This window comes from Pantoea sp. Ae19-2 (assembly GCF_059801205.1).
On sequence record NZ_JBCHWE010000001.1, the window covers coordinates 1,055,005 to 1,077,567 of the forward strand.

Annotated in this window: 19 protein-coding genes; 12 read left to right on the forward strand and 7 right to left on the reverse strand. The window is 51.5% G+C overall.

What is annotated here, in order from left to right; translation table 11 throughout:
• The first annotated feature begins 98 nt into the window (after positions 1–98).
• Both AAIE03_RS04895 and tmaR read left to right on the forward strand, forming a co-directional pair.
• Positions 99–1,154, forward strand: a complete 1,056-nt coding sequence (locus AAIE03_RS04895; RefSeq protein ID WP_024471873.1) for an FUSC family protein — start codon at positions 99–101, stop codon at positions 1,152–1,154.
• 160 nt (positions 1,155–1,314) lie between these two features.
• Positions 1,315–1,641, forward strand: coding sequence for a PTS system regulator TmaR (tmaR, locus tag AAIE03_RS04900; RefSeq protein ID WP_013026330.1), 327 nt, complete (start codon positions 1,315–1,317; stop codon positions 1,639–1,641).
• Between the two features lie 100 nt (positions 1,642–1,741).
• On the opposite strand, the gene AAIE03_RS04905 is transcribed toward tmaR, so the two are convergent.
• Positions 1,742–2,800 carry a LacI family DNA-binding transcriptional regulator gene (locus AAIE03_RS04905; protein WP_498562833.1) on the reverse strand — a complete coding sequence of 353 codons (1,059 nt, stop codon included), beginning with the start codon at positions 2,798–2,800 and terminating at the stop codon, positions 1,742–1,744.
• A gap of 92 nt (positions 2,801–2,892) precedes the next feature.
• Positions 2,893–3,807, reverse strand: a complete 915-nt coding sequence (locus AAIE03_RS04910; RefSeq protein ID WP_072136934.1) for a ketopantoate reductase family protein — start codon at positions 3,805–3,807, stop codon at positions 2,893–2,895.
• A gap of 269 nt (positions 3,808–4,076) precedes the next feature.
• On the opposite strand from AAIE03_RS04910, the gene AAIE03_RS04915 reads away from it, so the two are divergent.
• The 5 genes from AAIE03_RS04915 to AAIE03_RS04935 all read left to right on the forward strand — a co-directional run bounded on the left by AAIE03_RS04915 (position 4,077) and on the right by AAIE03_RS04935 (position 7,965).
• Positions 4,077–5,099: an LLM class flavin-dependent oxidoreductase gene (locus tag AAIE03_RS04915; protein WP_019106503.1), complete on the forward strand. Its 1,023-nt coding sequence runs from the start codon at positions 4,077–4,079 to the stop codon at positions 5,097–5,099.
• Between the two features lie 480 nt (positions 5,100–5,579).
• On the forward strand, positions 5,580–6,062 hold the full coding sequence (locus AAIE03_RS04920) for an Hcp family type VI secretion system effector (protein WP_013026326.1): 483 nt from the start codon (positions 5,580–5,582) through the stop codon (positions 6,060–6,062).
• Positions 6,063–6,092: 30 nt separating this feature from the next.
• Positions 6,093–6,575, forward strand: a complete 483-nt coding sequence (locus AAIE03_RS04925; RefSeq protein ID WP_013026325.1) for an Hcp family type VI secretion system effector — start codon at positions 6,093–6,095, stop codon at positions 6,573–6,575.
• Positions 6,576–6,610: 35 nt separating this feature from the next.
• Positions 6,611–7,441: a hypothetical protein gene (locus tag AAIE03_RS04930; RefSeq protein WP_013026324.1), complete on the forward strand. Its 831-nt coding sequence runs from the start codon at positions 6,611–6,613 to the stop codon at positions 7,439–7,441.
• 302 nt (positions 7,442–7,743) lie between these two features.
• A complete protein-coding gene (locus AAIE03_RS04935) occupies positions 7,744–7,965 on the forward strand; it encodes a SymE family type I addiction module toxin (protein ID WP_013026323.1) in 222 nt (73 codons plus the stop codon).
• Positions 7,966–8,184: 219 nt separating this feature from the next.
• On the opposite strand, the gene aldA is transcribed toward AAIE03_RS04935, so the two are convergent.
• Positions 8,185–9,618 (reverse strand): aldehyde dehydrogenase, encoded by a 1,434-nt coding sequence (gene aldA / locus AAIE03_RS04940; RefSeq protein WP_014605480.1) that lies wholly within the window; start codon positions 9,616–9,618, stop codon positions 8,185–8,187.
• An 830-nt stretch (positions 9,619–10,448) separates the two neighbouring features.
• On the opposite strand from aldA, the gene rhaT reads away from it, so the two are divergent.
• Positions 10,449–11,483, forward strand: a complete 1,035-nt coding sequence (gene rhaT / locus AAIE03_RS04945) for an L-rhamnose/proton symporter RhaT (protein WP_116219920.1) — start codon at positions 10,449–10,451, stop codon at positions 11,481–11,483.
• Positions 11,484–11,519: 36 nt separating this feature from the next.
• On the opposite strand, the gene rhaR is transcribed toward rhaT, so the two are convergent.
• On the reverse strand, positions 11,520–12,386 hold the full coding sequence (gene rhaR, locus AAIE03_RS04950) for an HTH-type transcriptional activator RhaR (RefSeq protein ID WP_064374012.1): 867 nt from the start codon (positions 12,384–12,386) through the stop codon (positions 11,520–11,522).
• 14 nt (positions 12,387–12,400) lie between these two features.
• Entirely contained in the window at positions 12,401–13,222 is an 822-nt protein-coding gene (rhaS, locus tag AAIE03_RS04955) for an HTH-type transcriptional activator RhaS (protein ID WP_014594038.1), read from the reverse strand.
• A gap of 288 nt (positions 13,223–13,510) precedes the next feature.
• Here rhaS and rhaB point away from each other — a divergent pair, with 288 nt between their 5' ends.
• From rhaB to rhaM, 4 genes are read left to right on the forward strand one after another with little or no spacing between them, the layout of a single operon-like run.
• Positions 13,511–14,992, forward strand: coding sequence for a rhamnulokinase (rhaB, locus tag AAIE03_RS04960; RefSeq protein ID WP_498562834.1), 1,482 nt, complete (start codon positions 13,511–13,513; stop codon positions 14,990–14,992).
• Complete coding sequence (locus tag AAIE03_RS04965) at positions 14,976–16,232, forward strand: L-rhamnose isomerase (protein ID WP_015699975.1); 1,257 nt, start codon at positions 14,976–14,978, stop codon at positions 16,230–16,232. The genes rhaB and AAIE03_RS04965 overlap by 17 nt, the downstream gene beginning before the upstream one ends.
• Before the next feature lie 10 nt (positions 16,233–16,242).
• Entirely contained in the window at positions 16,243–17,085 is an 843-nt protein-coding gene (gene rhaD, locus AAIE03_RS04970; RefSeq protein ID WP_014594035.1) for a rhamnulose-1-phosphate aldolase, read from the forward strand.
• A complete protein-coding gene (gene rhaM, locus AAIE03_RS04975; RefSeq protein WP_042676333.1) occupies positions 17,075–17,389 on the forward strand; it encodes an L-rhamnose mutarotase in 315 nt (104 codons plus the stop codon). Before rhaD ends, rhaM begins: the two co-directional genes overlap by 11 nt.
• A 393-nt stretch (positions 17,390–17,782) precedes the next feature.
• On the opposite strand, the gene AAIE03_RS04980 is transcribed toward rhaM, so the two are convergent.
• Both AAIE03_RS04980 and AAIE03_RS04985 read right to left on the reverse strand, forming a co-directional pair.
• On the reverse strand, positions 17,783–21,115 hold the full coding sequence (locus AAIE03_RS04980) for an AIDA repeat-containing protein (protein WP_498562835.1): 3,333 nt from the start codon (positions 21,113–21,115) through the stop codon (positions 17,783–17,785).
• Between the two features lie 55 nt (positions 21,116–21,170).
• Positions 21,171–22,349, reverse strand: a complete 1,179-nt coding sequence (locus AAIE03_RS04985) for an autotransporter strand-loop-strand O-heptosyltransferase (RefSeq protein ID WP_105077014.1) — start codon at positions 22,347–22,349, stop codon at positions 21,171–21,173.
• Between the last annotated feature and the right edge of the window lie 214 nt (positions 22,350–22,563).

The window sequence follows — 22,563 nt, forward strand, 5'->3', positions numbered from 1 at the left end:
TGGCCCAATGTGTCACGTATTGACTAAAATATTGACGGCGCGCCAGGACTCACACGGTGCATCGCGTAGAATCACCTCTTTACCCGCGGACAGCTATCTTGCGCTCTGATAAGCCCATCTCTAATCTGGAATTCTGGTTATATCGCCATTACCGTAGCGTGCACGGCTTGCGCATCGCGGTGGCGTTTCTTTTTGCCTTTTTGTTTGTGCGGATGACCGGCATTCCCGAAGGCACCTGGCCGCTGATTACGCTGGTGGTGGTGATGGGGCCGATCTCCACGTGGGGCAATGTGTTTCCCCGCGCCATTCAGCGCATTGGCGGCACGATTGCCGGGTCAATTTCGGGATTGATTGCGCTCAAGCTGGAGATGATTTCGCTACCGGGCATGCTGGCCTGGTGCGCGCTGATCATGTTTATCAGCGGCTATCTGACCCTGGGAAAGCATCCCTATATGGCGCTGTTGATTGGCATTACGCTCTGCGTAGTGGTCGGCGCGCCAATGGGGGATTTCACCGTCGCCATGTGGCGTGGCGGCGATGTGATTTTAGGCTCGCTGCTGGCGCTGATATTTACCGCTGTCTGGGCACAGCGCGCCTACATTCACTGGCGTATCCAGCTTTCGGATACGCTGGGCGAGATGGCAAAAATCTATCATGCAGGTTTTTCCGCTAACCTGGTGGAAAAGCCGCGACTGAATAAGCCCTTTGGGAAGTTGCTCTCCAGCGTCATCAAAATGCGCGCGCTGTTGGAGCCGTCCAGCAAAGAAACGCGTATTCCTAAATCGGTATTTGAAGCGATTCAGACCATAAACCGTAATATGGTGTACACCATTGAGATGCAAATTAATGCCTGGTGGGCATCGAGGGAAAGCCATCTGATTATGCTGAATGCGCCGACGCTGCGCCGTACTCAGCAGATGACGGAAAACGCGCTACGAACGTTGTCGGAGATGGCGGTGAAAGGGGAAACCTATGACATCATCGCGGCCAACCATGAGTTAACGGAAATCGTCAATGAACTTAAGCAGTTGATCGCCAGCGGCAGTGACCGTCTGGAGGAAACGCCAATTTATGGCTATGTCTGGTTGAGTCTGGAGCTGGCGAAGCAACTGGAGCGCATGACGGACTTACTGCGTCTGGCGCTGCGTAAATAATCACCTCAGACAATGACTTAATGCGAAACCCGGTTTTTTTGCGCTAAGATAAGAGCCAGTCCGAATTTAGCTGTGAGAATTGCCCTTAAGGCTGGCTAGCCGCTAAGCTGATCGTTTTGACTCTCTCCCTGCTTTAGCAGGCTTAAAGAAAGGTGCCATCATGGAAAATGCCAAGCAATCATTTCAGGACGTACTTGAGTTTGTCCGTACGTTTCGCCGCAAGAACAAACTGCAGCGTGAAATTGTCGATAATGAGAAGAAAATTCGTGACAACCAAAAGCGTGTTCTGCTGCTGGACAACCTGAGCGAATACATTAAACCCGGCATGAGCGTGGAAGCGATACAGGAAATCATCGCCAGCATGCGTGCGGACTATGAAGATCGCGTGGATGAATACATCATCAAAAACGCCGACCTCTCGAAAGAGCGCCGTGAGCTGTCTAAAAAGCTCAAGACCATGGGCGTGGGTGAAACCAAAGCGCCGTAAGGGTGCGCGAATAACGGAAACCCTTCGCTGCGGATAACCTGCCCGCGCAACCTTCAGGTTGGGCGGGCTTTTTTTATGGCTGAGAGACGTCGGTGAAGACTTAGCGGGTCAGCCTACGTGCAATCTGCTGGAGTTGACGCGCCAGATCCGATAAGTCCAGGTTTTGGCTGGCGGGCGCTGCGGTGGTTTCTCTGATCACCAGCATCGGCTCCAGGGTACGTGACGCCACCGCTCCACCCCGCAGTTCGGCCAGCACCTGATCCACGCTGTGGGTGCCGAGCTGCTGAAGATCCTGGCGAATGGTGGTCAGTGGCGGCTGGTACCAGGCGCTTTCTGCCGTGTCATCGTAGCCGACAAGAGAAATATCGCCCGGAATCGCCACGCCGTGCTGATGTAGCGCCCGCATCGCGCCCAGCGCCATCTCATCATTCGCCACTAAAAGCGCCTGGGGCAGGGCATTCGGGAGTTGCGCCAGCATCGCCTGATAGCCGGATTTGGCGCTCCAGTCGCCGCGCAGGACGCAGCAGGGAGATAACTGATGCTCTGCCAGCGCCTGACGCCAGACCGCTTCGCGCTGACGAGCCGACACTGAGCGCACCGGGCCATTCAGCAGGCCAATTTGCCGGTGCCCGAGCGCAATCAGATGTGCAACGGCGGCACGCGCCCCTTGTTCGTTTGAATACTGGCAATGAGATACGAGAGCATGGGGATCGGCATCCAGAAACAGCACCGGCTTTTTACCGCACATCACGCGGATTTTTTCCGCCTCGGCCGCCTCTAACGGCATATTGATCAGCACCGCATCCACGCGCTGGGCCATCAGTTCATTCACTGTCGCTTCCGCATTATCCTCACTGTCCATCGCGATCACCAGGTGATAACCGGCGCTGGCGGCGCGCTGCTGAATGGCCGAAGCAATCTGCGCCGGGGCCATCAGGGCCAGGTTACTGGTTGCAAGGCCTAAGGTTCGGGTCGCTTTTCCCGCCAGCTGCTGTGCGACCCGATTGGGCACATAGTTAAGCTGCTGCATCGCCGCTTCAACTTTTTCACGGGTGCGGGGGGAAACCTGCTCAGAGCGGTTAAGCACGCGAGAAACCGTTTGATAGGAAACGCCAGCCAGTTGGGCAACATCATCAAGGGTCACAGAGCGGGACGTCATTATTCCTCCAAAAGATGAGGCAGCGAGTGTAACAAAATTCCGTTACTCGCGCGCCCTGCGACGGCGCGGCTGCTTTCCCATCACATCCGTGTTTAACGGTTCTGTTGATAGATTTGCAGGTTAACATTTACCGCATTCAACAGTGGCACAGTCATACCATGACGACTGGCTCGTAGCAGCAGGTCGCCAATGATCGTATCGGCTTCAATAGCAAAACCCTGGGTCAAATCACGATACATGGAGGAGGTCATAGGCGTCGACGGGTCGTTCAGCAATTCATAAATTTTTGCGGTAACGGCAGGGCGGGGCTGATAGCCCTCCGCGCAGATAACCTGAAGCACCTCACTGTAAATGCCCTGAAGCAGCATCTCGCCACCGGCCTGGGTCAGTATCTGTTGCGTATTCCCCCGCGCCAGACAACACACCGCGCCGAGCGTGCTTAACAGCAGCCATTTTTCCCATAACTCACCGATAATATTGTCGGAAAAAAACGTTTCCACGGCACTACCACGTAGCGCGGCATCGACCTGCTGCAGTCGGTCATCGTTGTTGCCATCCAGTGCGCCGTAATAGATCTGGTGTAAGGGCGTCAACTGCACCACATGGCCTTTATCGTTCAACGTGGCGTTGATTTTGCACAAGCCACCGATCACGCGATCGGCACCGAAGTGGGTGAGCAAGGTGTCAATATGCCGCATGCCATTCAGAATCGGCATGATCAGGGTTTGTGGCCCAACAGCCGGCTGGATGTCGTGAATCGCCTGCGCCAGGCCGGTACTTTTAACCGTTAAGATGATTAAGTCGTAATGCGCGTCAAGCCTGGCGGCGGTGACCAACTGGGGTTCAAGCGTTTCCTGCCCTGAGCGGGTTTGCAACACCAGGCCGGTTTGTTGTAACTGATTAAAACGGCCTTCACGGACCAGGAAGGTCACATTCTGCCCGGCCTGTATCAGCCGTGCGCCAAAATAGCCGCCGGTTGCCCCCGCACCTACAATCAAAATACGCATCCCTTCTTCCTCCATTGAACGCATCTGCCCAGATGCAGGGCAGTGATTTACGTTATGCGTTAAAACCCAATCTGCCCGCAAGCATTATTACAATCTGCACCCACACAGAATAGTGCACTGACCGCAGTCAGGTCAGCGCAAGCTATGTCAAAATTCTTGAATGTAGCGCTTAAGGATATTCACTATCCGTCACGGCGCGGCTGGCGTAACCTTATTTCATTGAGGTTTATCACGCGAAAGCATTGTTCTTTCGTCAGGAGACGTAACAGATGAAAAAGATTGGTTTTCTCTCATTCGGCCACTGGACGCCATCATCGCAGTCCGCCACGCGTTCTGCTCAGGACGTGTTGCTGCAGTCTATAGATTTAGCGGTAGCGGCAGAAGAACTCGGGGCCGATGGTGCCTATTTCCGTGTGCATCACTTCGCCCGCCAACTTAGCTCGCCGTTTCCACTGCTGGCAGCGGTCGGCGCTCGCACCAAAAAAATTGAAATAGGTACTGGCGTTATCGATATGCGCTATGAAAATCCGCTCTATATGGTGGAGGATGCCAGCGCTGCCGATCTGATTTCCAACGGTCGCCTGCAGTTGGGCCTGAGCCGCGGCTCGCCAGAGCAGGTGATTGAGGGCTGGCGCTATTTTGGTTATGCGCCGCAGGAAGGCGAGACGGATGCGGACATGGGCCGTCGCCACACAGAAGTTTTCCTGGATGCGCTGCGTGGCGAAGGTTTTGCCAAACCGAATCCACAGCCGATGTTCCCGAATCCACCGGGCCTGCTGCGTCTTGAGCCGCTGTCTGAAGGCCTGCGCGATCGCATCTGGTGGGGTTCGGGCTCCAACGCCACGTCAGTATGGGCGGCGAAGATGGGCATGAACCTGCAAAGCTCGACGCTCAAAGATGATGAAACCGGCGAGCCGTTCCACATCCAGCAGGCAAAACAGATCCGCGCCTACCGTGAAGCATGGGAAGCGGCGGGGCACTCGCGTAAGCCACGGGTTTCCGTCAGTCGCAGCATTTTTGCGCTGGTGAACGATATGGATCGGGCTTACTTTGGCCGCAGTGGACAGGATCAGGATTCAGTCGGTTTTCTGGATGAGAAAACCCGCGCCATCTTTGGTCGCAGCTATGCCGCCGAGCCGGAAAAACTGATCAAACTGTTGGCAGAGGATGAGGCGATTGCCGAAGCGGATACACTGCTGCTCACTGTACCGAATCAGTTGGGCGTGGACTACAACGCACACGTCATTGAATCGATTCTGAAGTACGTGGCGCCGGAGCTGGGCTGGCGTTAAGCCTGCTTGATCTTGCCAGATTAATAACCCCACACAGTCCTCGCTGCGTGGGGTTTTTACTAAAATAATAATGCCTCTTCTACTGTAATATTTCTCACATTCCCCGCCGATAATATTGCTGGCCAGTGCAGCGAGATGTTTAGCGTTATTAACCTCTGAAACTATCAGCCGCTGAAAACATCAGCTTTAAGATTTATCTCAATAATACATTGTTAGTTGTAAATTAATTGACATGAAGTTGTGTTAATTTTATTAATGTATAAAGACCTTCAAGGTTAACTGTATTCTGGTTACCTGACATATTCATATTTACTGAGAAAATTCTCAGGCGTTACTATTTCTGTTAGCACGATGCAACAGCATTGATATGCTGCTGCCTGTTTCTTAATGCAAATGGCTCTAAATTCTGTCTGAACCTGCCGAATATAACGGATTGCAACACCCGTTTCATCATTATCACAGCGTAATCGGAAAAAATTAATGGCGATTGATATTTATTTGAAAGTTGAAGGGACTACTGGAGAATCACAGGACAGCAATCATAAAGGATGGACCGACGTGCTCTCATTTAACTGGGGGGCTTCGCAACCCGGTAATATGGCGGTAGGTGGCGGTGGCGGCTCAGGAAAAGTGAATTTCAACGATCTGCGTGTTAAAGCGTTAATCGACAAATCCACTGCTGCCATTCTTAAATACTGCTCCAGCGGAAAGCATGTTTCAAAGGTAGAACTGTCGGTTTGCAAAGCCGGTGGCAACCAAATTGAGTACACGAAGATTGTGCTGGAAGATGTACTGGTTACGGCAACGGATTTTAACGGAGTAGGGCAAGGTGACACCATTGTGGTGGACTACGCCTTTCAGGCATCCAAAGTGTCTACCAGCTACTGGGAACAAAGTGCCAGCGGTACCAAAGGGGCGGAAAGCAAAGCTGGTTGGGATATTAAACAAAATAAAGAGAGCTGAGTTAATCCGCCCTTAAAATAAAGGTGAAAAATGGCTATTGATATCTTTTTGAAAATAGATGGAATTGAAGGTGAGTCGCAAAATGCAAACCATAAAAAATGGATAGATGTTCTGTCATTTAACTGGGGCGCGCAGCAACCAGGTAATATGTCCGTTGGCGGTGGTGGCGGTGCGGGAAAAGTGAATTATCGCGATTTAAGCGTTGAGGCATTGATCGATAAGGCCACACCGGCGTTAGTGAAATATTGTGCAAGTGGTAAACATCTGCCAAAAATTCAGCTGTCTGTTTGCAAGGCAGGCGGGCAGGAAGTGGAATATACTCGCATCACGCTTGAAGATGTGCTGGTTACGCAGACTGACTTTACCGGCATTGGTCACGCGTCCACGCTGGGTATGCAGTATTCCTTTCAAGCCAGCAAGGTTGCGCTGGAATACTGGGAACAGGCTTCTCAGGGAACGAAAGCCGCTTCTGTGCAGATGGGTTGGGATATCAAGCAAAATAAAGAAAGCTAATCAAAGGAACTGTTACATCTTAAAAAGAGGTTATTATGGCATTTCCAGGCATACATGTGATTGAGGGACTCACGACGAATCCCAGTTTAAATTCTGATACTTCAGGCAGCTTTTTACCCTCTGAAATTCTCAAAGAATCATTGATTCTGATGAGTTCGCTTGAGCCGATGGAAATTGCCAGTCTTTCTAAAAGAGAAACCAGTGTTATTGCCAGTGCGTTGAACGATTATAAAAATAACAGTAACAGTCGTTTTAAAAATCCTCCCACAGAGCAGGCTACAGGGCGGCGGCCGAATGGTGAGATAAAGCATATTAACAATCGCATACTCGGCATTCCTGTACAGCATTATAATACCACTTCAATGGGAGCCGTTGCGTTAAGTTCAGCCACCTTATTGGCAATCTTTTGGACCTCAACTGCAGGTTTATTTAGCATCGTTGGACGAAGTATCGTCCCTGCTGTGGCGAGTCTTGGCGGAATTGGTTTATCGTACCATTCAAATAACCGCACCCTGTCAATTAATCAATTAGCTGCGCATTTGAAAAATCTGGCAGACAATTTTAACAGCGCGCATGATGCGCTCGTTGCTTTTTCTCAGAAGGCAAAGTTGAAAAAACATAATTTTAAACCCTCCAAAGACACAGAGCCGACTTTTGCAGGGGAGGTCATATCTAAAAACCCTATTCCAGCAGCACACCGTGAAAGAATGTCGTATATTTTAAATCAATTTACTTTTACAGAGTATCAGCGCGTCGAGCTCATTGGTGATAGTGCGAATTTTGTGAAGCTGTTTTTTAATCAGAATGAGCAATTGACTTTAACAAAGATTGAATATGGCTACCTGACTGCGATGGATATTCCCTAATTCCGCGCCCGTCAATCTAAACCTCCAGATGGTGCATTTTAACGCTTCGGCAACCCGGATGAATGATCCTTGATAAAAGGGGCATAAGTCAAATTGTGCGAGCCGGGTTCCAGCACCTGGCTTGTTATCATCTACTTTAGGCGCTATGTTTTATCTGCTTTGTAAAAGCAGATAACGGGACGCTAAAAACGCTACTGGCCAGACAGCCAGCATAAATTTTTAACAGATATGCTTTTAATTTTTTACAGCCATGGCTGGCGCATTGTGTAAATACACCATCATCAAATAAGGGAGATTATTCAATGTCTGTTACCACGCTTAATCTTGTTCAGAAACCGTCTTCCGCGATTTCAAAAACTCAGCGCCGGTACAAAGTCGGCTACGTACCTAATTTTGGCGACACCAGCACGCCTGCGCTGAATATCAGCGGCAAATGGTTGCGTGAAGCCGGATTTGATACCGGCACGCGGGTCTCGGCAGAAATTAGCGAAGGATGCATTGTGCTGCGGGTCGATAAGTCATAAAACGGAAAGGTGTGATTGATTGCTCACTTCTCAAAGGCAGCGTTGCGGGTTGCCCCTTGAATTCAGGTCAGGTGAGCATAAAACCGCCTGGCCTACTTTATTGGCAGAACAAACAGATAACGCGGTTTCCTTCACCGCGTGAATTCAGTTGCCAATAAGGAAATGCCATCCGTTTAACCTCCTCAGGGTGCGACCCGGCAGGGCCGCAAACCGCCGTCGTTAACACTGCAAATACACAACATGCGTTTGCAGATATTCCTCGAGCCCATGACGACCATCAGCACCGCCGATGCCAGATTTGCGCCAGCCGGCATGGAATCCCTGCATGGCTTCAAAATTCTCGCGGTTAACGTAGGTTTCACCAAACTTCAGCTGACGCAGGGCGGTCATCGTGGTGGTCAGGTTCTGAGTGTAGATTGAGGAAGTCAGGCCGTACTCACAGTCATTGGCCAGTGCGATAGCTTCTTCGAGCGTTTTAAAGGTCATCACAGGAAGCACCGGGCCAAAAATTTCCTCACGCATAATCTCCATCTCTTGGCGTACGCCGGTAATAATCGTGGGCTCGAAGTAAAAGCCCTCGCGCCCCGCCCGTTTACCGCCCAACACAACCCTGCCGCCTTCTTCTACTGCCCTGGCAACTTTTTGCTCAACCCGCGCCAGCGCGGCGGCGGTGATCAGTGGCCCCATATCGATATCGTTTTTTTCAGCCGGATTGCCAAACGTCACGTGTTGCATCGCCTCTGTCAGTGCGCTGATAAAGCGGTCATAAATCCCTTCCTGTACATAAACCCGCTCTGCGCAGTTGCAGACCTGACCTGTATTAATGACGCGAGAGCTGACAATGGCCTTTACTGCCAGATCGAGGTCGGCATCATCCATTACAATGGCCGGCGCTTTACCCCCCAGCTCCAGAGAGACTTTGGTAACGTTTTTTGCTGCCGCTTCCATGGCGGCAATCCCGGCATTAACGCTGCCCGTCAGGCTTACCAACCCCACTTTTTCGTTGCCAGCCAGCTCCTGACCGATCTCAGGTCCGTAGCCGTAAACAACATTGAACACACCTTTTGGCAGGCCGATATCCGCAACGATCTGTGCAAACAGGGCCGCGTTATTGGGCGTCAACTCACTCGGTTTTATCGCAATCGTATTGCCGGTAATCAGTGCCGGCGCCGCTTTACGCGCAATCAAAAAAAACGGGAAGTTCCACGGTAAGATGCCGGTAGTAACGCCAATCGCTTTTTTAAAGACGAAAATATTTTCATTAGGACGATCGCTGTTCACAATCTCACCTTCGTAGCGTCGCGCCCATTCGGACATGTAGTCCAGGTAATCAGCAGTAAAAAGCACTTCGGTTTTTGCCAGCCCCTGGGTTTTACCGCCTTCTGCCACGATAGTGGCGCTGAGTTCGGGTTCACGCTGACGAATGGCTGTGGCAATTTTACGCAGCCAGCTGCCGCGCTCCACGGCCGGTAAGGCTTCCCAGCCCGGCTGCGCGGCATCGGCAGCGGCGATAGCGTCTGCGGCGTCCTGACGCGTGCCTTGAGGAATGCGTGACAGTAGCGCTTCGGTAGCAGGATTAATCACTTCAATCCACTTATCGCTGTGATTAGGCACAAAAACACCATTAATGAAATGTTGATGATGTGTTGTCATATGCAGGGCTCCGCTTTTAACTCGTTAACGTTATGTGAAAACAGAGTGAAACAGATTACGACGATATACCTTTTTATCTTTGCCAAAGCCACACTGCAGATGGCAGGGAAGGGAAGAAAGACACGACGAAGCCAGCATTTCCGCGGCGTGTTTTGTTATCTGAGCGGTCAGCGTCTTATAAAAAGGGTCGACGGGCTGAAACCCTGTATTCGCCAGCAAATGCCGGAACGCCTGGGATGGCGATAAGCCCGTGCCTGCCCGCGCAGTCAATGACGAAGCGGTAGGCTTTTGACGGGAGGCATCCCCGGCCAATTGTCCTTTCGGTTTGCCCTGCCACGCAAACGTCTCATTGCGTGACTGCAGTTAATAACATGCGCAGCGACTACTGCGCTGAATCGTAGAGTGCTTATCCAACATCATGCGATCTCCCGCTGATCACAGTATCCCCACTAGCCTTGAGTCATATCACAAACCTTTTCTGCCGACCGTTTTCCCTCTTCGTCCGCCAAACCATCTTTGCAGCGAACCCGCAGCTCAACTTTATGTCATTGCCACGTTAATAAGCGTGCTGGCAGTAAGATTAAAACTGTGCCGATCAACACAACAAACAACAAAAATATCTCGAATAATAAGCGGTTTAGGTAAAACGTCCGGTTACTGTCCTTAAATGTGAATTTGTGATCTTTATGTTGAAAATTCACCGGATTTTGCCAGCGGCCTGTGTTTTCCGGCAGCCATTCAAAGGCTGAGTGAAAGCAGCTCCCTCTAGACTGCTGCTTATCAGGAAACGTCGGTTTCCTGTTTGGCCTCAACCTTGCGAAGGAATAACAATGAACAGTGCCATTATTGCCGGTATTTTCTGGCATCTGGTGGGTGCCGCCAGTGCCGCATGTTTTTATGCGCCGTTTAAACAGGTCAAAAAATGGTCATGGGAAACCATGTGGGCAGTAGGTGGCTTGATGTCGTGGCTGATTTTGCCATGGGCAGTCAGTGCCGTACTGCTGCCGAATTTCTGGGCGTACTACAGTAGTTTCAGTCTGTCACAGCTGCTACCTGTGTTTTTGTTTGGTGCAATGTGGGGCATCGGCAATATTAACTACGGCCTGACCATGCGCTATCTCGGCATGTCGTTAGGCATCGGTATTGCTATCGGCATTACGTTAGTCGTCGGGACACTCATGACGCCGTTGCTGCAGGGCCGTTTTGTCGCGCTCTTTAGCTCGGCTGGTGGCCGTATGACGCTGCTTGGCGTTCTGGTCGCGCTGATTGGCGTGGCAATTGTATCGCGTGCCGGTTTGCTGAAAGAGCGCGCGCTGGGCATTAACGCCGAAGAATTCAATCTGAAGAAAGGGCTTGTACTGGCGGTTATCTGCGGTATTTTCTCGGCCGGCATGTCCTTCGCTATGGATGCCGCAAAGCCGATGCATGTTGCGGCAGCTAATCTGGGTATTAATCCGCTGTACGTGGCGCTACCCAGCTATGTGGTGATTATGGGCGGTGGTGCGCTGATTAACCTGGCGTACTGCTTTATCCGCCTGGCGGTTAAGCCGGAGCTCTCCCTCCGCCGGGACTTCTCCGTGGCAAAACCGCTGTTAATTGCCAATATCGCTTTCGCTATTCTTGGCGGCACCATGTGGTATCTGCAGTTCTTTTTCTATGCATGGGGCCATGCCAAAATTCCACCGCAATATGACTTTGTCAGTTGGATGCTGCACATGAGTCTGTATGTGCTGTGTGGTGGTCTGGTCGGACTGATGCTGAAAGAGTGGAAATCTGTCGGGCGTCGTCCGGTTAGCGTCCTGTCGATTGGCTGCATAGTCATTATCATCGCTGCCAATATTGTCGGGCTTGGCATGGCTGCCTGACTCCGCAGAGATAAAAGCCTGATGCGTTAACGCGTATCAGGCTTTTGCGTTATCAGTTAGCGTGGCGCATTGCGGTACAAAACGTTGCCGCCAGGCACTGGGCGTCATGCCGGTTTCACGCGTAAACACCACCGAAAAATAGTTACTGTCATCAAAGCCGCAGCGTGAAGCAATCTCGCTGATTAAACTTTCCTGGGTGCGTAGTAAGTATTTTGCCTGACAGAGTTGAAGCTGACGCAAATAGTGGCCAATTGTCATGCCGGTTTGCTGGCGAAACAGCTGTTTAAGCGCTCGCTCGCTGAGTTGGTGCTGCTCGCAAAAGTGGGCGAGGTCAAACGGACGGCTGATATCGGCCAGCAGCGACGACATCAGGAGATCAAGCTGTTCGCCTTCCGGTAGCGCCCAGGAACGATCGGCCGCGTAACCGTGGCGGCGCAGAATCAGCGCCAGCTGTAAAAACAAGGCTTCAGAAAGCTGAATGGACAAGGGATCGTTTTTGCGGCTTTCCCGCTCCAGTTGGCTGATGACGCCACGTGCCAGCGCCATACCCTGGGTGGTTAATCGCCAACCGGACTGAGCATTCTCTTCCTGAGGCGGTATAAGCTGGCTCCAGTCAAGATCGAGCCGAAAGCGATCGCGGCAATAAAGAATGTTGTCGAGCGCCAGGTCATGGACGCTGTCATAGCTATGGCAGTCGCTGTCGCGAATATAAAACACATCGCCGCAGGTAATCAGCCAGGGGCGATCGTTGAGGATGTGCAGCCCGTTGCCGCGCCAGACAATCACAATCTCGCTAAACCTGTGTTGATGAGGCGGGAAAGAGGGTTGTGGCATACGTTCGGCCACTGCGATGGGCAGGTTTCTGGCAGGAAAGTAGTCCTCGCGCGACAGAATTAGCGACATATTAAAAGCTCCAGTTACCACATCTGTTGACGCTCCATGCGGGGCGCGTAGCCAAATTCACGCCGGAACAGCGTGGAGAAGTGGTTGCTGTCACCAAATCCACACTGATAGGCGATGTCCGTTATACGCATATCGCTGTGGCGTAGCAGATGACGCGCCTGCAATAAACGCAGCCGATTCAAATAACGCTGTGGCGTACTGCCTGTCTGCTGCTTCATCTGGCGGTGCAGCGTACGCAGCGACAGTGAAAAGCTGTCGGCCAGCGCCTCCCATACGATCTCTTCACTGTAATGCTCATTCAGCCAGTCAAGCAATCGGTGCAGTCTGGCTTCCTGGTCCTGCGCGTTGTCATTGCGAGCGGCCTCACGTAGCAACACCAGCATTTGCAGAAAGAGTTGCTCCTGATGTGCCTGACGTTCGAGTGACCACAGAGGTTGCTGCTTCATCTGTGTCACCAACTGCAAAGCGTGCCCCATCACTTTTTGATTAATGCGCCAGTGCGACGCGTACCGGCCGTCCTCTTCACGCGGCAATAGTGCCTGCAGCCCGGAAAGAAAGCGGAACGCCCCCGGGCTTCGGTACAGCACATTGGTCAGGCAAAGGTTGTCGGTTTTTTCATACAGATGGCGATCGTGGTCGCGTACAAAGCACACGCAACCGGCACTCAACGCCTGCGGCTGACCATTAAACACATGAATACCTGATCCCTGTTCAACCAGCACAATTTCATGGAAATCATGGTGATGCTCTGGAAAAGCCTGCTGTGGCACGCGTGGCTCGATGGCAATGGCGTAATTTCCGGCGGGAAAGAAATCCGCGCTATGCAGAACGGTCATGGCTTGCTCTCCGTTAACAATGTTGCAACTGAGTCTACGCAGGCGCTGCGGACATCACCTTGAATTTTGAACGGGGCGGCGCAAGAAAATGGCGAATTATTTAAGATCGCCTAAGTGATTGATAGAAATGCGGCAAAGCTCACAACTCTATCGTCACGCGGTTCTGTGAGCTATCTCACGAACACCTTTGCAAACCTGCCAGCGAAGATCCTCTGCTGGCACTGCGCCTAAGGTGGCAGGCCTGCAGGCTTTTTATTCTGTAGCCATGTCATTTCAGGAAAACATGCCATGAATATGCGTAACATCGTTGCCATTGATTTAGGCGCATCCAGCGGGCGCGTCATGCTTGCGCAGTGGACGTCGGACAGCCAGAAAATCGCTCTGCGTGAAGTCCGTCGTTTCGCGAATCAGCGGGTTCAGCGCAGCGGCTATGACTGCTGGGATCTGGATCGTCTGGAGCAGGACATTCGCGCCGGACTGCAGCAACTGGATGATGAAGGCATCGTGCCGGACAGCATGGGTATTGATACCTGGGGCGTTGATTTGGTACTGCTGGACGCAGACGGACATCGCGTTGGCGAAGCCGTGAGCTACCGTGACAAACGCACCGAGGGCCTGATGGCCCGGGCGATTGACGATCTCGGCCAGCAGGCGATATACCAGCGCACCGGCATTCAGTTTCTGCCATTTAACACCCTATATCAGCTGCGCGCGCTACATCTGCAGCAGCCGGACTGGCAGGCGAGGGTGAAATATGCGCTGATGATTCCAGACTATCTGCACTATCGCCTCACCGGCAAAATGAACTGGGAATACACCAACGCCACCACCACGCAGTTACTGAATATTCAAAGTGGTGAGTGGGATCGTGACTTGCTGGACTGGGCTGGCGTCGACTCCGCCTGGTTCGGCACACCGCATGCACCGGGCAATAACGTGGGTTACTGGGCCAGCGCCAGCGGCAAGCGGATCCCGGTGATTGCCGTAGCCACGCACGATACGGCCAGCGCGGTGCTGGCCACGCCACTGATGCACGACGATGCAGCCTATCTCAGTTCAGGTACCTGGTCGCTAATGGGGATTGAAAGTCTCCAACCCTATGTGAATGCGACTGCTTTACAGGCCAACATAACCAATGAAGGCGGCGCGGAAGGTTACCGGGTGCTGAAAAACATTATGGGGCTATGGCTTTTACAGCGCGTCTGTAGCGAACTGAACATCCGCGACTTGCCCCTGCTTATTGCGGATGCCGCAAAGCAGCCAGCCTGCCGCTCGCTCATTGATCCTAACCACCCTCGCTTTATTAACCCAGACAACATGGTGCAGGCAATCCAACATGCCTGTGCTGAACAGGCGATGCCGATACCGCACACTGCGGCCGCACTGGCACGCACCCTCTTTGACAGTCTGGCGCTTTCATATCGCCAGACAATGCTGGAACTCGGCCAGCTACGCGGCACACCGCTACGGCAGCTGCATATCGTGGGCGGCGGCAGCCAGAATCCTTTACTCAACCAGCTGTGTGCCGATGCCTGTCAACTGCCGGTGATTGCCGGTCCGGTAGAAGCCTCCACGCTGGGAAATGTGGGTTGCCAGCTCATCGCGCTAGGTGAACTGCGTGACGTCGCGGATTTGCGCCGCTGCATCAGCCGTAATTTCCCGTCAGACATCTTTGAACCGCTCGACAACAGCGCGTTTGCGGCCCATCAGGCGCGCTTCACCGCGCTGCTCCAACCTGCTAAGGAACTTGCATATGACAAAGCTGATTGAACAGGCCTTTGACCTGGCGAAACAACGTTATGCTGAGAATGGCGTTGATGTGGACCTTGTGATGGCGCAACTGGATGAGATCCCGGTCTCGATGCACTGTTGGCAGGGTGATGACGTGCGCGGTTTTGAAAATCCCAACGGGCAACTCACCGGCGGTATTCAGGCCACCGGCAACTATCCGGGACGGGCACGCAACGCCGACGAATTGCGCGCCGACATTGAAAAAGCCATATCGCTAATCCCGGGCGCAATGCGCCTTAATCTGCACGCGATCTATCTTGAAAGCAGCCAACCCGTTGAGCGCGATGCCATCGAGCCGAAACACTTCAGCAACTGGGTAGCGTGGGCAAAAAGCAACAGGCTGGGGCTGGATTTCAATCCCACCTGCTTTTCACATGCAAAGAGTGCCGATGGCTTTACGCTGTCGCACGCCGATTCAGGTATTCGCCAGTTTTGGATCGACCACTGTAAAGCCAGTCGCCATATTTCGGCTTACTTTGGTGAACAGCTCGGTACGCCTTCCGTGATGAACATTTGGGTGCCGGATGGCATGAAAGATCTCACCATCGACCGCTTTGCGCCGCGCCAGCGCCTTGCCAGCGCGCTTGACGCGATCATCAGTGAGCAACTCAACCCGCAACACCATATTGATGCTGTGGAAAGCAAACTATTCGGGATTGGTGCGGAAAGCTACACCGTGGGTTCCAACGAATTCTGCCTTGGCTACGCCAGCAGCCGGCAGATTGCGTTGACGCTGGACGCCGGGCATTTCCACCCGACTGAAGTGATCTCCGACAAAATCTCTACCGCGATGCTGTACGTGCCGCGCCTGCTGCTGCATGTGAGCCGTCCGGTGCGTTGGGACAGCGATCATGTGGTGCTGCTCGATGATGAAACCCAGGCGATTGCCCATGAGATCGCCCGCCAGAAACTCTTCGACAAGGTGCATATCGGTCTCGACTTTTTTGATGCCTCAATCAACCGCATTGCCGCCTGGGTCATTGGTACGCGTAACGCCAAAAAAGCGTTGCTGCGGGCGCTGCTGGAGCCCAGCGATCGGCTGCGTAGGCTGGAGAGTGAAGGGGATTTCACCGCACGGTTGGCCCTGCTGGAAGAGCAAAAGTCGCTGCCGTGGCAGGCGGTGTGGGAAGCATGGTGCCTGCGCCATGACGTTCCTGCCGATGCCAGCTGGCTGAGCGACGTCCATCATTACGAACAACATACTTTGCGTCAACGCTAAGGGATAAACCATGCAAAACATTCTGACATCCTGGTTCGTACAGGGGATGGTAAAAGCCACCAGCGATATGTGGTTGAAAGGCTGGGATGAGCGTAACGGCGGTAACGTTAGCCTGCGCCTGCTTCCCGAAGAAGTGCAGGACTTCGCCAGCGACTTTTATGCCGAACCGCGCTGCATTGAACTGAGTAAACCGGCACCGGCGTTAGCTAACGACTGGTTTTTAGTGACCGGGTCTGGCAAGTTTTTTCGTAACGTGCAGCTCGACCCGGCAGACAGTCTGGTGCTGCTGCAGGTGGATGACCAGGGGTTGTCGTATAAAATTCACTGGGGATTAAGCAACGGTGGGCTGCCGACCTCTGAACTGGCGGCGCATTTCCAGTCGCACAGCGTACGCAAGCAGGTGACTCATGGAAGCGATCGGGTGATTATGCACTGCCATGCTACTCACTTTATGGCGCTGAGCTACGTTGTAAATCTGGATTCGGCACGCTTCACGCGCCTGCTTTGGGAAGGCAGCACAGAGTGTCTGGTGGTGTTCCCGGACGGGGTGGGCATTTTGCCATGGATGGTGCCGGGCACTGACGGTATCGGCCAGGCTACGGCTGATGAGATGGCGATCCACAGCCTGGTCATGTGGCCCTTCCACGGCATCTTTGGCGCGGGTCCTAATCTTGATGAGACCTTTGGCCTGATCGACACCGCTGAAAAATCATCGGAGGTTGTCGTAAAAGCCCTATCTATGGGCGGTATTCGTCAGAGCATCACCACCGCGCAGCTGATCGCGCTGGGTGAACGCTTTAACGTTAAACCCTGGCAGGCAGCACTGGATGCGGAGCGCAGCGATGTTACGTAAAGCTTTTGTCATGCAGGTGCATGCTCACTGCCACGATGAATACCTGCGTCGTCATTCACCCATCTGGCCGGAACTGGAACAGACGCTAAAAGCGCATGGTGCCCATCACTATGCTATCTGGCTGGATGCCGATCGTAACCAGCTGTTCGCCAGCGTTGAGATTGAATCAGAAGCCCGCTGGCTCGCGGTGGCGCAAACCGAGGTTTGCCAGCGCTGGTGGGCATCGATGAAAGATTTAATGCCGTCTAATGCGGATAACAGCCCGATAAGTGCAGAGCTTAAACCGATGTTTTTTCTGCCTTAGAGAGCTGATGAAGCAAAGGACAGAAGCCCTGATGTGGCGGTCCTGGTTTGTATTGTGTTGCAACCCTGCATCATGACTTGCAGGTGCGCCACACTCTTGCCGTACCTGCGATGGAACCGGCTGGACGATCCAGAACCGCGTAAAGTCGAACCCGCCAGCATGTAAGTGATCTTATCCCTGAAACTGTGACCTTCACCCCAAAAGTGCGTGAAACTAAAGCTGGTATACTTATATAAAGACTACTTGCTCAAGCATCTTTACTGGCGTGTGTTAAGAACAACATTAAATTAAACGTATTAACGTTCATTTTTTCTAAAATTTCTGACAGCGTCTAAAGTAGTAAGCATCTAAGATATAAAGAACACTGGAGAGTCGCGCCGGTGTTCTTTGCTGCTAATGGAATGAAATGACCAGATTTACAAGAGCATAATAGCCACTGGGTTCTCCTCCATTAAGTGATTCAGACCATCCGCTTTGCAAGTTCAGCGTCAAATTATTTCGAATGTGAGCTGCAAGGCCGGTGTTAAGGTTAATGCTGCTACCTGTGAGTTTACTTCGAAAAGTTGTCTGTGAATCGTCTACTTCCGGTATTGAGGCTGTCATCTCACTCTGGCCTCCATAAGACGCTACCAACGAAGGTGTTAACCACCATTCAAACTTCGCTTCATTATCACGTACTGAGCCAATTTTTAATCCCGTACGCACTGATTGTCGATAAGGCTTATGCCAGTTGATGGAGGCAGCTTCGTCCTGCCCTTGATTGATGCTGAGCCCCTGTATCGTATACTGAACTTGCGGCTCAATAGCCAGTCTTGAGGTTATATTAAATGCCTGCCCGATTTCAGCAGAGCTCAACCAACCAATCCCCGCAGTTGAGAGTCTGGTAGCGTCGTTTGAGGACGTCGACAAGCTGTGATAACTGGTTTGAAGTAGTCCGTCAATATGCAAGCCAGAATGCGTTAGCCCTGAAATATATCCACCGCCAGCATATATAGTGTCACGCGCCGTGCCTGCTGCATGATTTCCGCTATCGCGCCAAACATCATTGCGCATAATGCCTGTTGCGCCGTAAATACCTGCACGCCAGTATGTATTTTCACCATCGAGTTGCCATAAATCTCCACCGATTTGTACGAAGCTGTAAGCACTATTACTCTCAGGTTGGTTGCCCTTGATAAGATTGCCGCTATTAGGTTGACGAAGATATCCGGCAGCCAGTCGCCCCCATATTCTGCTGGAAGGTGCATAATGAAACCGAGAGTCGGCTGTACCCGCCACGAGGCGGTCATAATCGAGTGTTAGTGCAGGCATTGCGGCATATACCCAAACAGCATCGCGATAGTTTGGGAATTGCGTCACTGCGCTAACAGGTTGAAAGGAGCTATCGGGGCTTCCCGACGTATTGCCATCGTTAACAGTGTTAATAGATCGCACTTGTTGCGAAGTTAAATACCAACTTTGATCTGCGTTACGGTAAACACTGTAGGAGTAAGCGCCTGCATTGAGAGGTTGCTTCATGCTGAATGCGTTTACATCCGTTGTTGCACCGTTAATTGCTTTTATAATGGTGATGCCATTGCCTGTTGTTTGAGCACCGAGACCTCCGTGATTTACTATCAGGAGTTCAGTATTACCAGAGGCGCGTCCACCATCAATAATCACATGGTCAACTGGAGAATTCGTGTCACCTGCAACAGTGTTAAGCGTGAGGAAACCACCATTGCCAATGAGATTGGTTACTGTCAACGTGTGGGGTGTAAGACCTCCTGAAGTTGGTACAAAGACAACTTTACCTGCATTTGTCAAAGTGCTTACCAGAGAGTCACCCGTTATATTCCATGTGCTACTCTGGTCAATGTTAACATCTGTCGGATCTATAATGCCGTTCAGGATCGTGTTGTTTAATAGTGATAGCGATGTGCCGGATTGAGCAACAATTGTCGTCGTGGCCTCCAGCCCATCCATAACCAATGAACCTGCATTAAGATTAATCTGGGACTGGTTCAGGTTACCTCCTAAACGAAGGCCACCAATGCCATTTTTGGTAACTTGTCCACTGCCTGTCAAATTCCCATTCCAGACACTTGTGTTTTGAAGGACAAAATTCATATTTCCATTATTAATGATGCTATTACTTAATAAAATAGCTCCATCATTAAGGGTGGTTGTGCCACTCAGGACTCCACCACTCGAAACACTTAATGTTCCACCTGAATTCACCAACGTTTCTAAACCCAGAGCGCCGCCAGACAGGACCTCAAATCCACCTGAATTTATAAGTGTTGATGTGGCTGTACCACCTCTCAATACCGTTATGAGGCCGCCAGAATTCACTACAGAGGATGTAACTAAGCCGCCATTATTAACGTACTGGCTACCGGTAGAATTTACTATAGTCAATATTGCAGAACCGCCGCTGCTGACGTATTGACCTGCGTATGAATTCAATGTGGTAAATGTTGCGCCTCCCCCAGACTGAATCGTCTGCGTGCCTGTATTTATTGTGGTGCCAGTAGCTGATCCCCTGTCTCTCAGGGTCTGTGTTCCATTGTTCAATATCGTACCCGTCGCCACTCCACTGTTGAAAACAGTCTGGGAGCCGCCCGAGGTAACAATAGTCGATGTAACTGATCCTCCATCTTCAACCGTCTGCATGCCGCCACTGACAACTGTGCTCGTTGCCTGTCCGCCAGCTAAAACAGTCTGAAAGCCGCCTGCGTTTAATTCCGTGGATATGGCTGAGCCACCGCTACTGATGTACTGAGAACCGCCGGAGTTGATCAGGGTAGATGTAGCTGAACCACCACTACTTATGTATTGCCCTCCACTGGCATTCACTGTGGTGGTTGTCACTCTGCCACCATTCTGAATGGTCTGCGTACCAGAATTAACAAGAATGTTGCTTGCTGAGCCGCCGTTCATGATGGTTTGTGTGCCGCCATTTACCAGTGTACTTGTTGCTAAAGCTCCGCTCATAACGGTCTGAAAACCGCCAGCGTTAACGGTAGCTGATGTGACTGTGGCACCATCTTGTATGAACTGTGTTCCGCCGTTGACGAGAACGTCCGTAACCATCCCCCCGCCAAGTACGTTTTGAATTCCCCCTGAATTCACGGTTGTGAACGCAGCTGAACCTCCGCTGCTAACATACTGTAAACCGCCTGAATTCAAAATAGTCGATGTTGCAGTACCGCCGCTGCTGATGTATTGCCCCCCACTTGAATTCACGGTAGTGGCTGTTACCTTCCCTCCGTCCTGAACAGTCTGCGTACCAGAATTTACAAGAATACTACTCGCCGAGCCCCCATTCCTGATGGTTTGTGTGCCGCCATTCACAATCGTATCTGTTGCCATTCCATTGCTTAAAATAGTTTGAAACCCGCCAGAGGTGATCAGAGATGATGTTGCAAAGCCTCCACTACTAACATACTGCACGCCGCCTAAATTTACGGTTGTGGACGTAGCTAGACCACCACTGCTGATGAACTGATTACCACCGTTGTTAATCGTTGATGCAGTTGCGATATCCCCGTTCAGGATATTTTGTGACTGTGTGTCTCCTATCGTTTCATTGCTATGGTTTACGGCAGCGGCATTCTCAGATACAAAAGACAGCATTAACGTTGCGGCCAATAGCGGAATACTGCCACCATAGCCCGCTTGTTCTGAAGTGACGATCCAAGCCTGGCGCGCAACACTCCAAATTACTCGGTAAACTTTGTTCATCTGCTCGCCTCTTTGGCATTTTTTTGCAAGCCGCTATTAGCACATTTATTTTTTTTCATACGCTATTTTCTCGCGTAAGTTGATCGCGCAGCCGCTCTATCACTCCGATTACTTGTTTTCCCGTAATCAATCGAGTGCATTCATACTGACGCTCGGTTCCTTTGTGTCTTGGGCACCAAAAGAAGTCTTGGTGATCAAAATTTTCATGAGGACTGTCCCAGCAACCATTGCAACCATGACTACTGAATACTCTCCATGGCGTGTAAAATTCAGCACCCGGCAGACTAAATCCGCTTATAAGCACCACTGGAATTTTTGCAGCCCAAGCCAGCCAGGATAATCCACTCGCCAGGCCGATAAAAAAGCTGGCGTGCCTGAGCAGGTCTACACGCGACTGCAGCGGCAGGTTGCCAGTAAAATCTTCGGCACCATAAGGAATATGATTCCAGACAAACCCACTGCCTGTTATTGACTCCCGATCAATGCAAAGTACCCTGTAACCTTGAGCTTTAAGATGCGCAACGACTTCGGCCCAACCCTGTCCGTTGTTCCAAAATTTAGCCTGGCAAGTTGACTGGACAGCGATACAAACATAAGGCTCAGTGATTGTGCGTGAGGCATTCAAGTTAAGACGCGGTGCTTCTTCTCTGTGATCTACCGCCAGAATGTGTCCAGCGATACGGTGAAAGCCGGTCTGGCGAAAGTCCAGAGGTTGGTGCGTATCGTTGCCCCCAAAGAACAATCCAACCCGGTAGGTGGCATATGGAGATAACTGCCTCATGGCGTCGGGCGTGGAAAAGTGAATATCAGGATACTGTGCTTCTAGTAACGTAATGATATTCTGAGACATATTACATTCAAGATGGCAATTATGTTGTTGACGGAAGCGTTCTGCGTAATGGAACCAGCCAATGAGGTCGCCAAGCGTGCCGGTTGGGAAAGATATGAGTACATGACGCCCCTTAAGATCCAAGGCTATATCAAGTAAAGGGTCGGCGTCGTCTTCACACCAGATTCGAATACGGAAACGGACAAAATATTTTTTAGATGAAGTAACCCAACCAGCACCGGATTCGCACTGAAAAAGAACATTCCCTGAGTCGTCATCAAGAAGAGTGACACGCCAACGCCCTTCAGGTAAGAGTATTCTGGCTCCATCGTTAAAATCGTAAAAGATGCCAGCAGGTCCTGACTCTGAAGGGATAGGCGGTGGCAATATGAAAGAAAACGCCATATTGTTAGACACCCTTTTTTGAGCACATATCATATTGCCTGATGTGGAGATCTGTTCTTTCACAAACTCCCCCTGCTGATAAAATTGATGTAATAACAAGATTTCTGGTTAAAAGGGCAGCCGGTTGCTTTTCTGGCGTCAGCTTGCCGCCGGAGATTTTATTGCGTTCTGGTCACTTTAAAGCGACATGATGAGTGCGTAGCTACCATCAACC

Bases quoted from the DNA above. Each gene is read 5' to 3' on its own strand.
- AAIE03_RS04980 (WP_498562835.1), bottom strand. From the start codon at position 21,115: ATGAACAAAGTTTACCGAGTAATTTGGAGTGTTGCGCGCCAGGCTTGG.
- AAIE03_RS04935 (WP_013026323.1), top strand. From the start codon at position 7,744: ATGTCTGTTACCACGCTTAATCTTGTTCAGAAACCGTCTTCCGCGATT.
- AAIE03_RS04905 (WP_498562833.1), bottom strand. From the start codon at position 2,800: ATGACGTCCCGCTCTGTGACCCTTGATGATGTTGCCCAACTGGCTGGC.
- AAIE03_RS04920 (WP_013026326.1), top strand. From the start codon at position 5,580: ATGGCGATTGATATTTATTTGAAAGTTGAAGGGACTACTGGAGAATCA.
- aldA (WP_014605480.1), bottom strand. From the start codon at position 9,618: ATGACAACACATCATCAACATTTCATTAATGGTGTTTTTGTGCCTAAT.
- rhaD (WP_014594035.1), top strand. From the start codon at position 16,243: ATGCAAAACATTCTGACATCCTGGTTCGTACAGGGGATGGTAAAAGCC.
- rhaB (WP_498562834.1), top strand. From the start codon at position 13,511: ATGAATATGCGTAACATCGTTGCCATTGATTTAGGCGCATCCAGCGGG.
- AAIE03_RS04925 (WP_013026325.1), top strand. From the start codon at position 6,093: ATGGCTATTGATATCTTTTTGAAAATAGATGGAATTGAAGGTGAGTCG.
- rhaT (WP_116219920.1), top strand. From the start codon at position 10,449: ATGAACAGTGCCATTATTGCCGGTATTTTCTGGCATCTGGTGGGTGCC.
- rhaS (WP_014594038.1), bottom strand. From the start codon at position 13,222: ATGACCGTTCTGCATAGCGCGGATTTCTTTCCCGCCGGAAATTACGCC.
- rhaM (WP_042676333.1), top strand. From the start codon at position 17,075: ATGTTACGTAAAGCTTTTGTCATGCAGGTGCATGCTCACTGCCACGAT.
- rhaR (WP_064374012.1), bottom strand. From the start codon at position 12,386: ATGTCGCTAATTCTGTCGCGCGAGGACTACTTTCCTGCCAGAAACCTG.
- AAIE03_RS04930 (WP_013026324.1), top strand. From the start codon at position 6,611: ATGGCATTTCCAGGCATACATGTGATTGAGGGACTCACGACGAATCCC.
- AAIE03_RS04985 (WP_105077014.1), bottom strand. From the start codon at position 22,349: ATGGCGTTTTCTTTCATATTGCCACCGCCTATCCCTTCAGAGTCAGGA.
- tmaR (WP_013026330.1), top strand. From the start codon at position 1,315: ATGGAAAATGCCAAGCAATCATTTCAGGACGTACTTGAGTTTGTCCGT.
- AAIE03_RS04965 (WP_015699975.1), top strand. From the start codon at position 14,976: ATGACAAAGCTGATTGAACAGGCCTTTGACCTGGCGAAACAACGTTAT.
- AAIE03_RS04910 (WP_072136934.1), bottom strand. From the start codon at position 3,807: ATGCGTATTTTGATTGTAGGTGCGGGGGCAACCGGCGGCTATTTTGGC.
- AAIE03_RS04915 (WP_019106503.1), top strand. From the start codon at position 4,077: ATGAAAAAGATTGGTTTTCTCTCATTCGGCCACTGGACGCCATCATCG.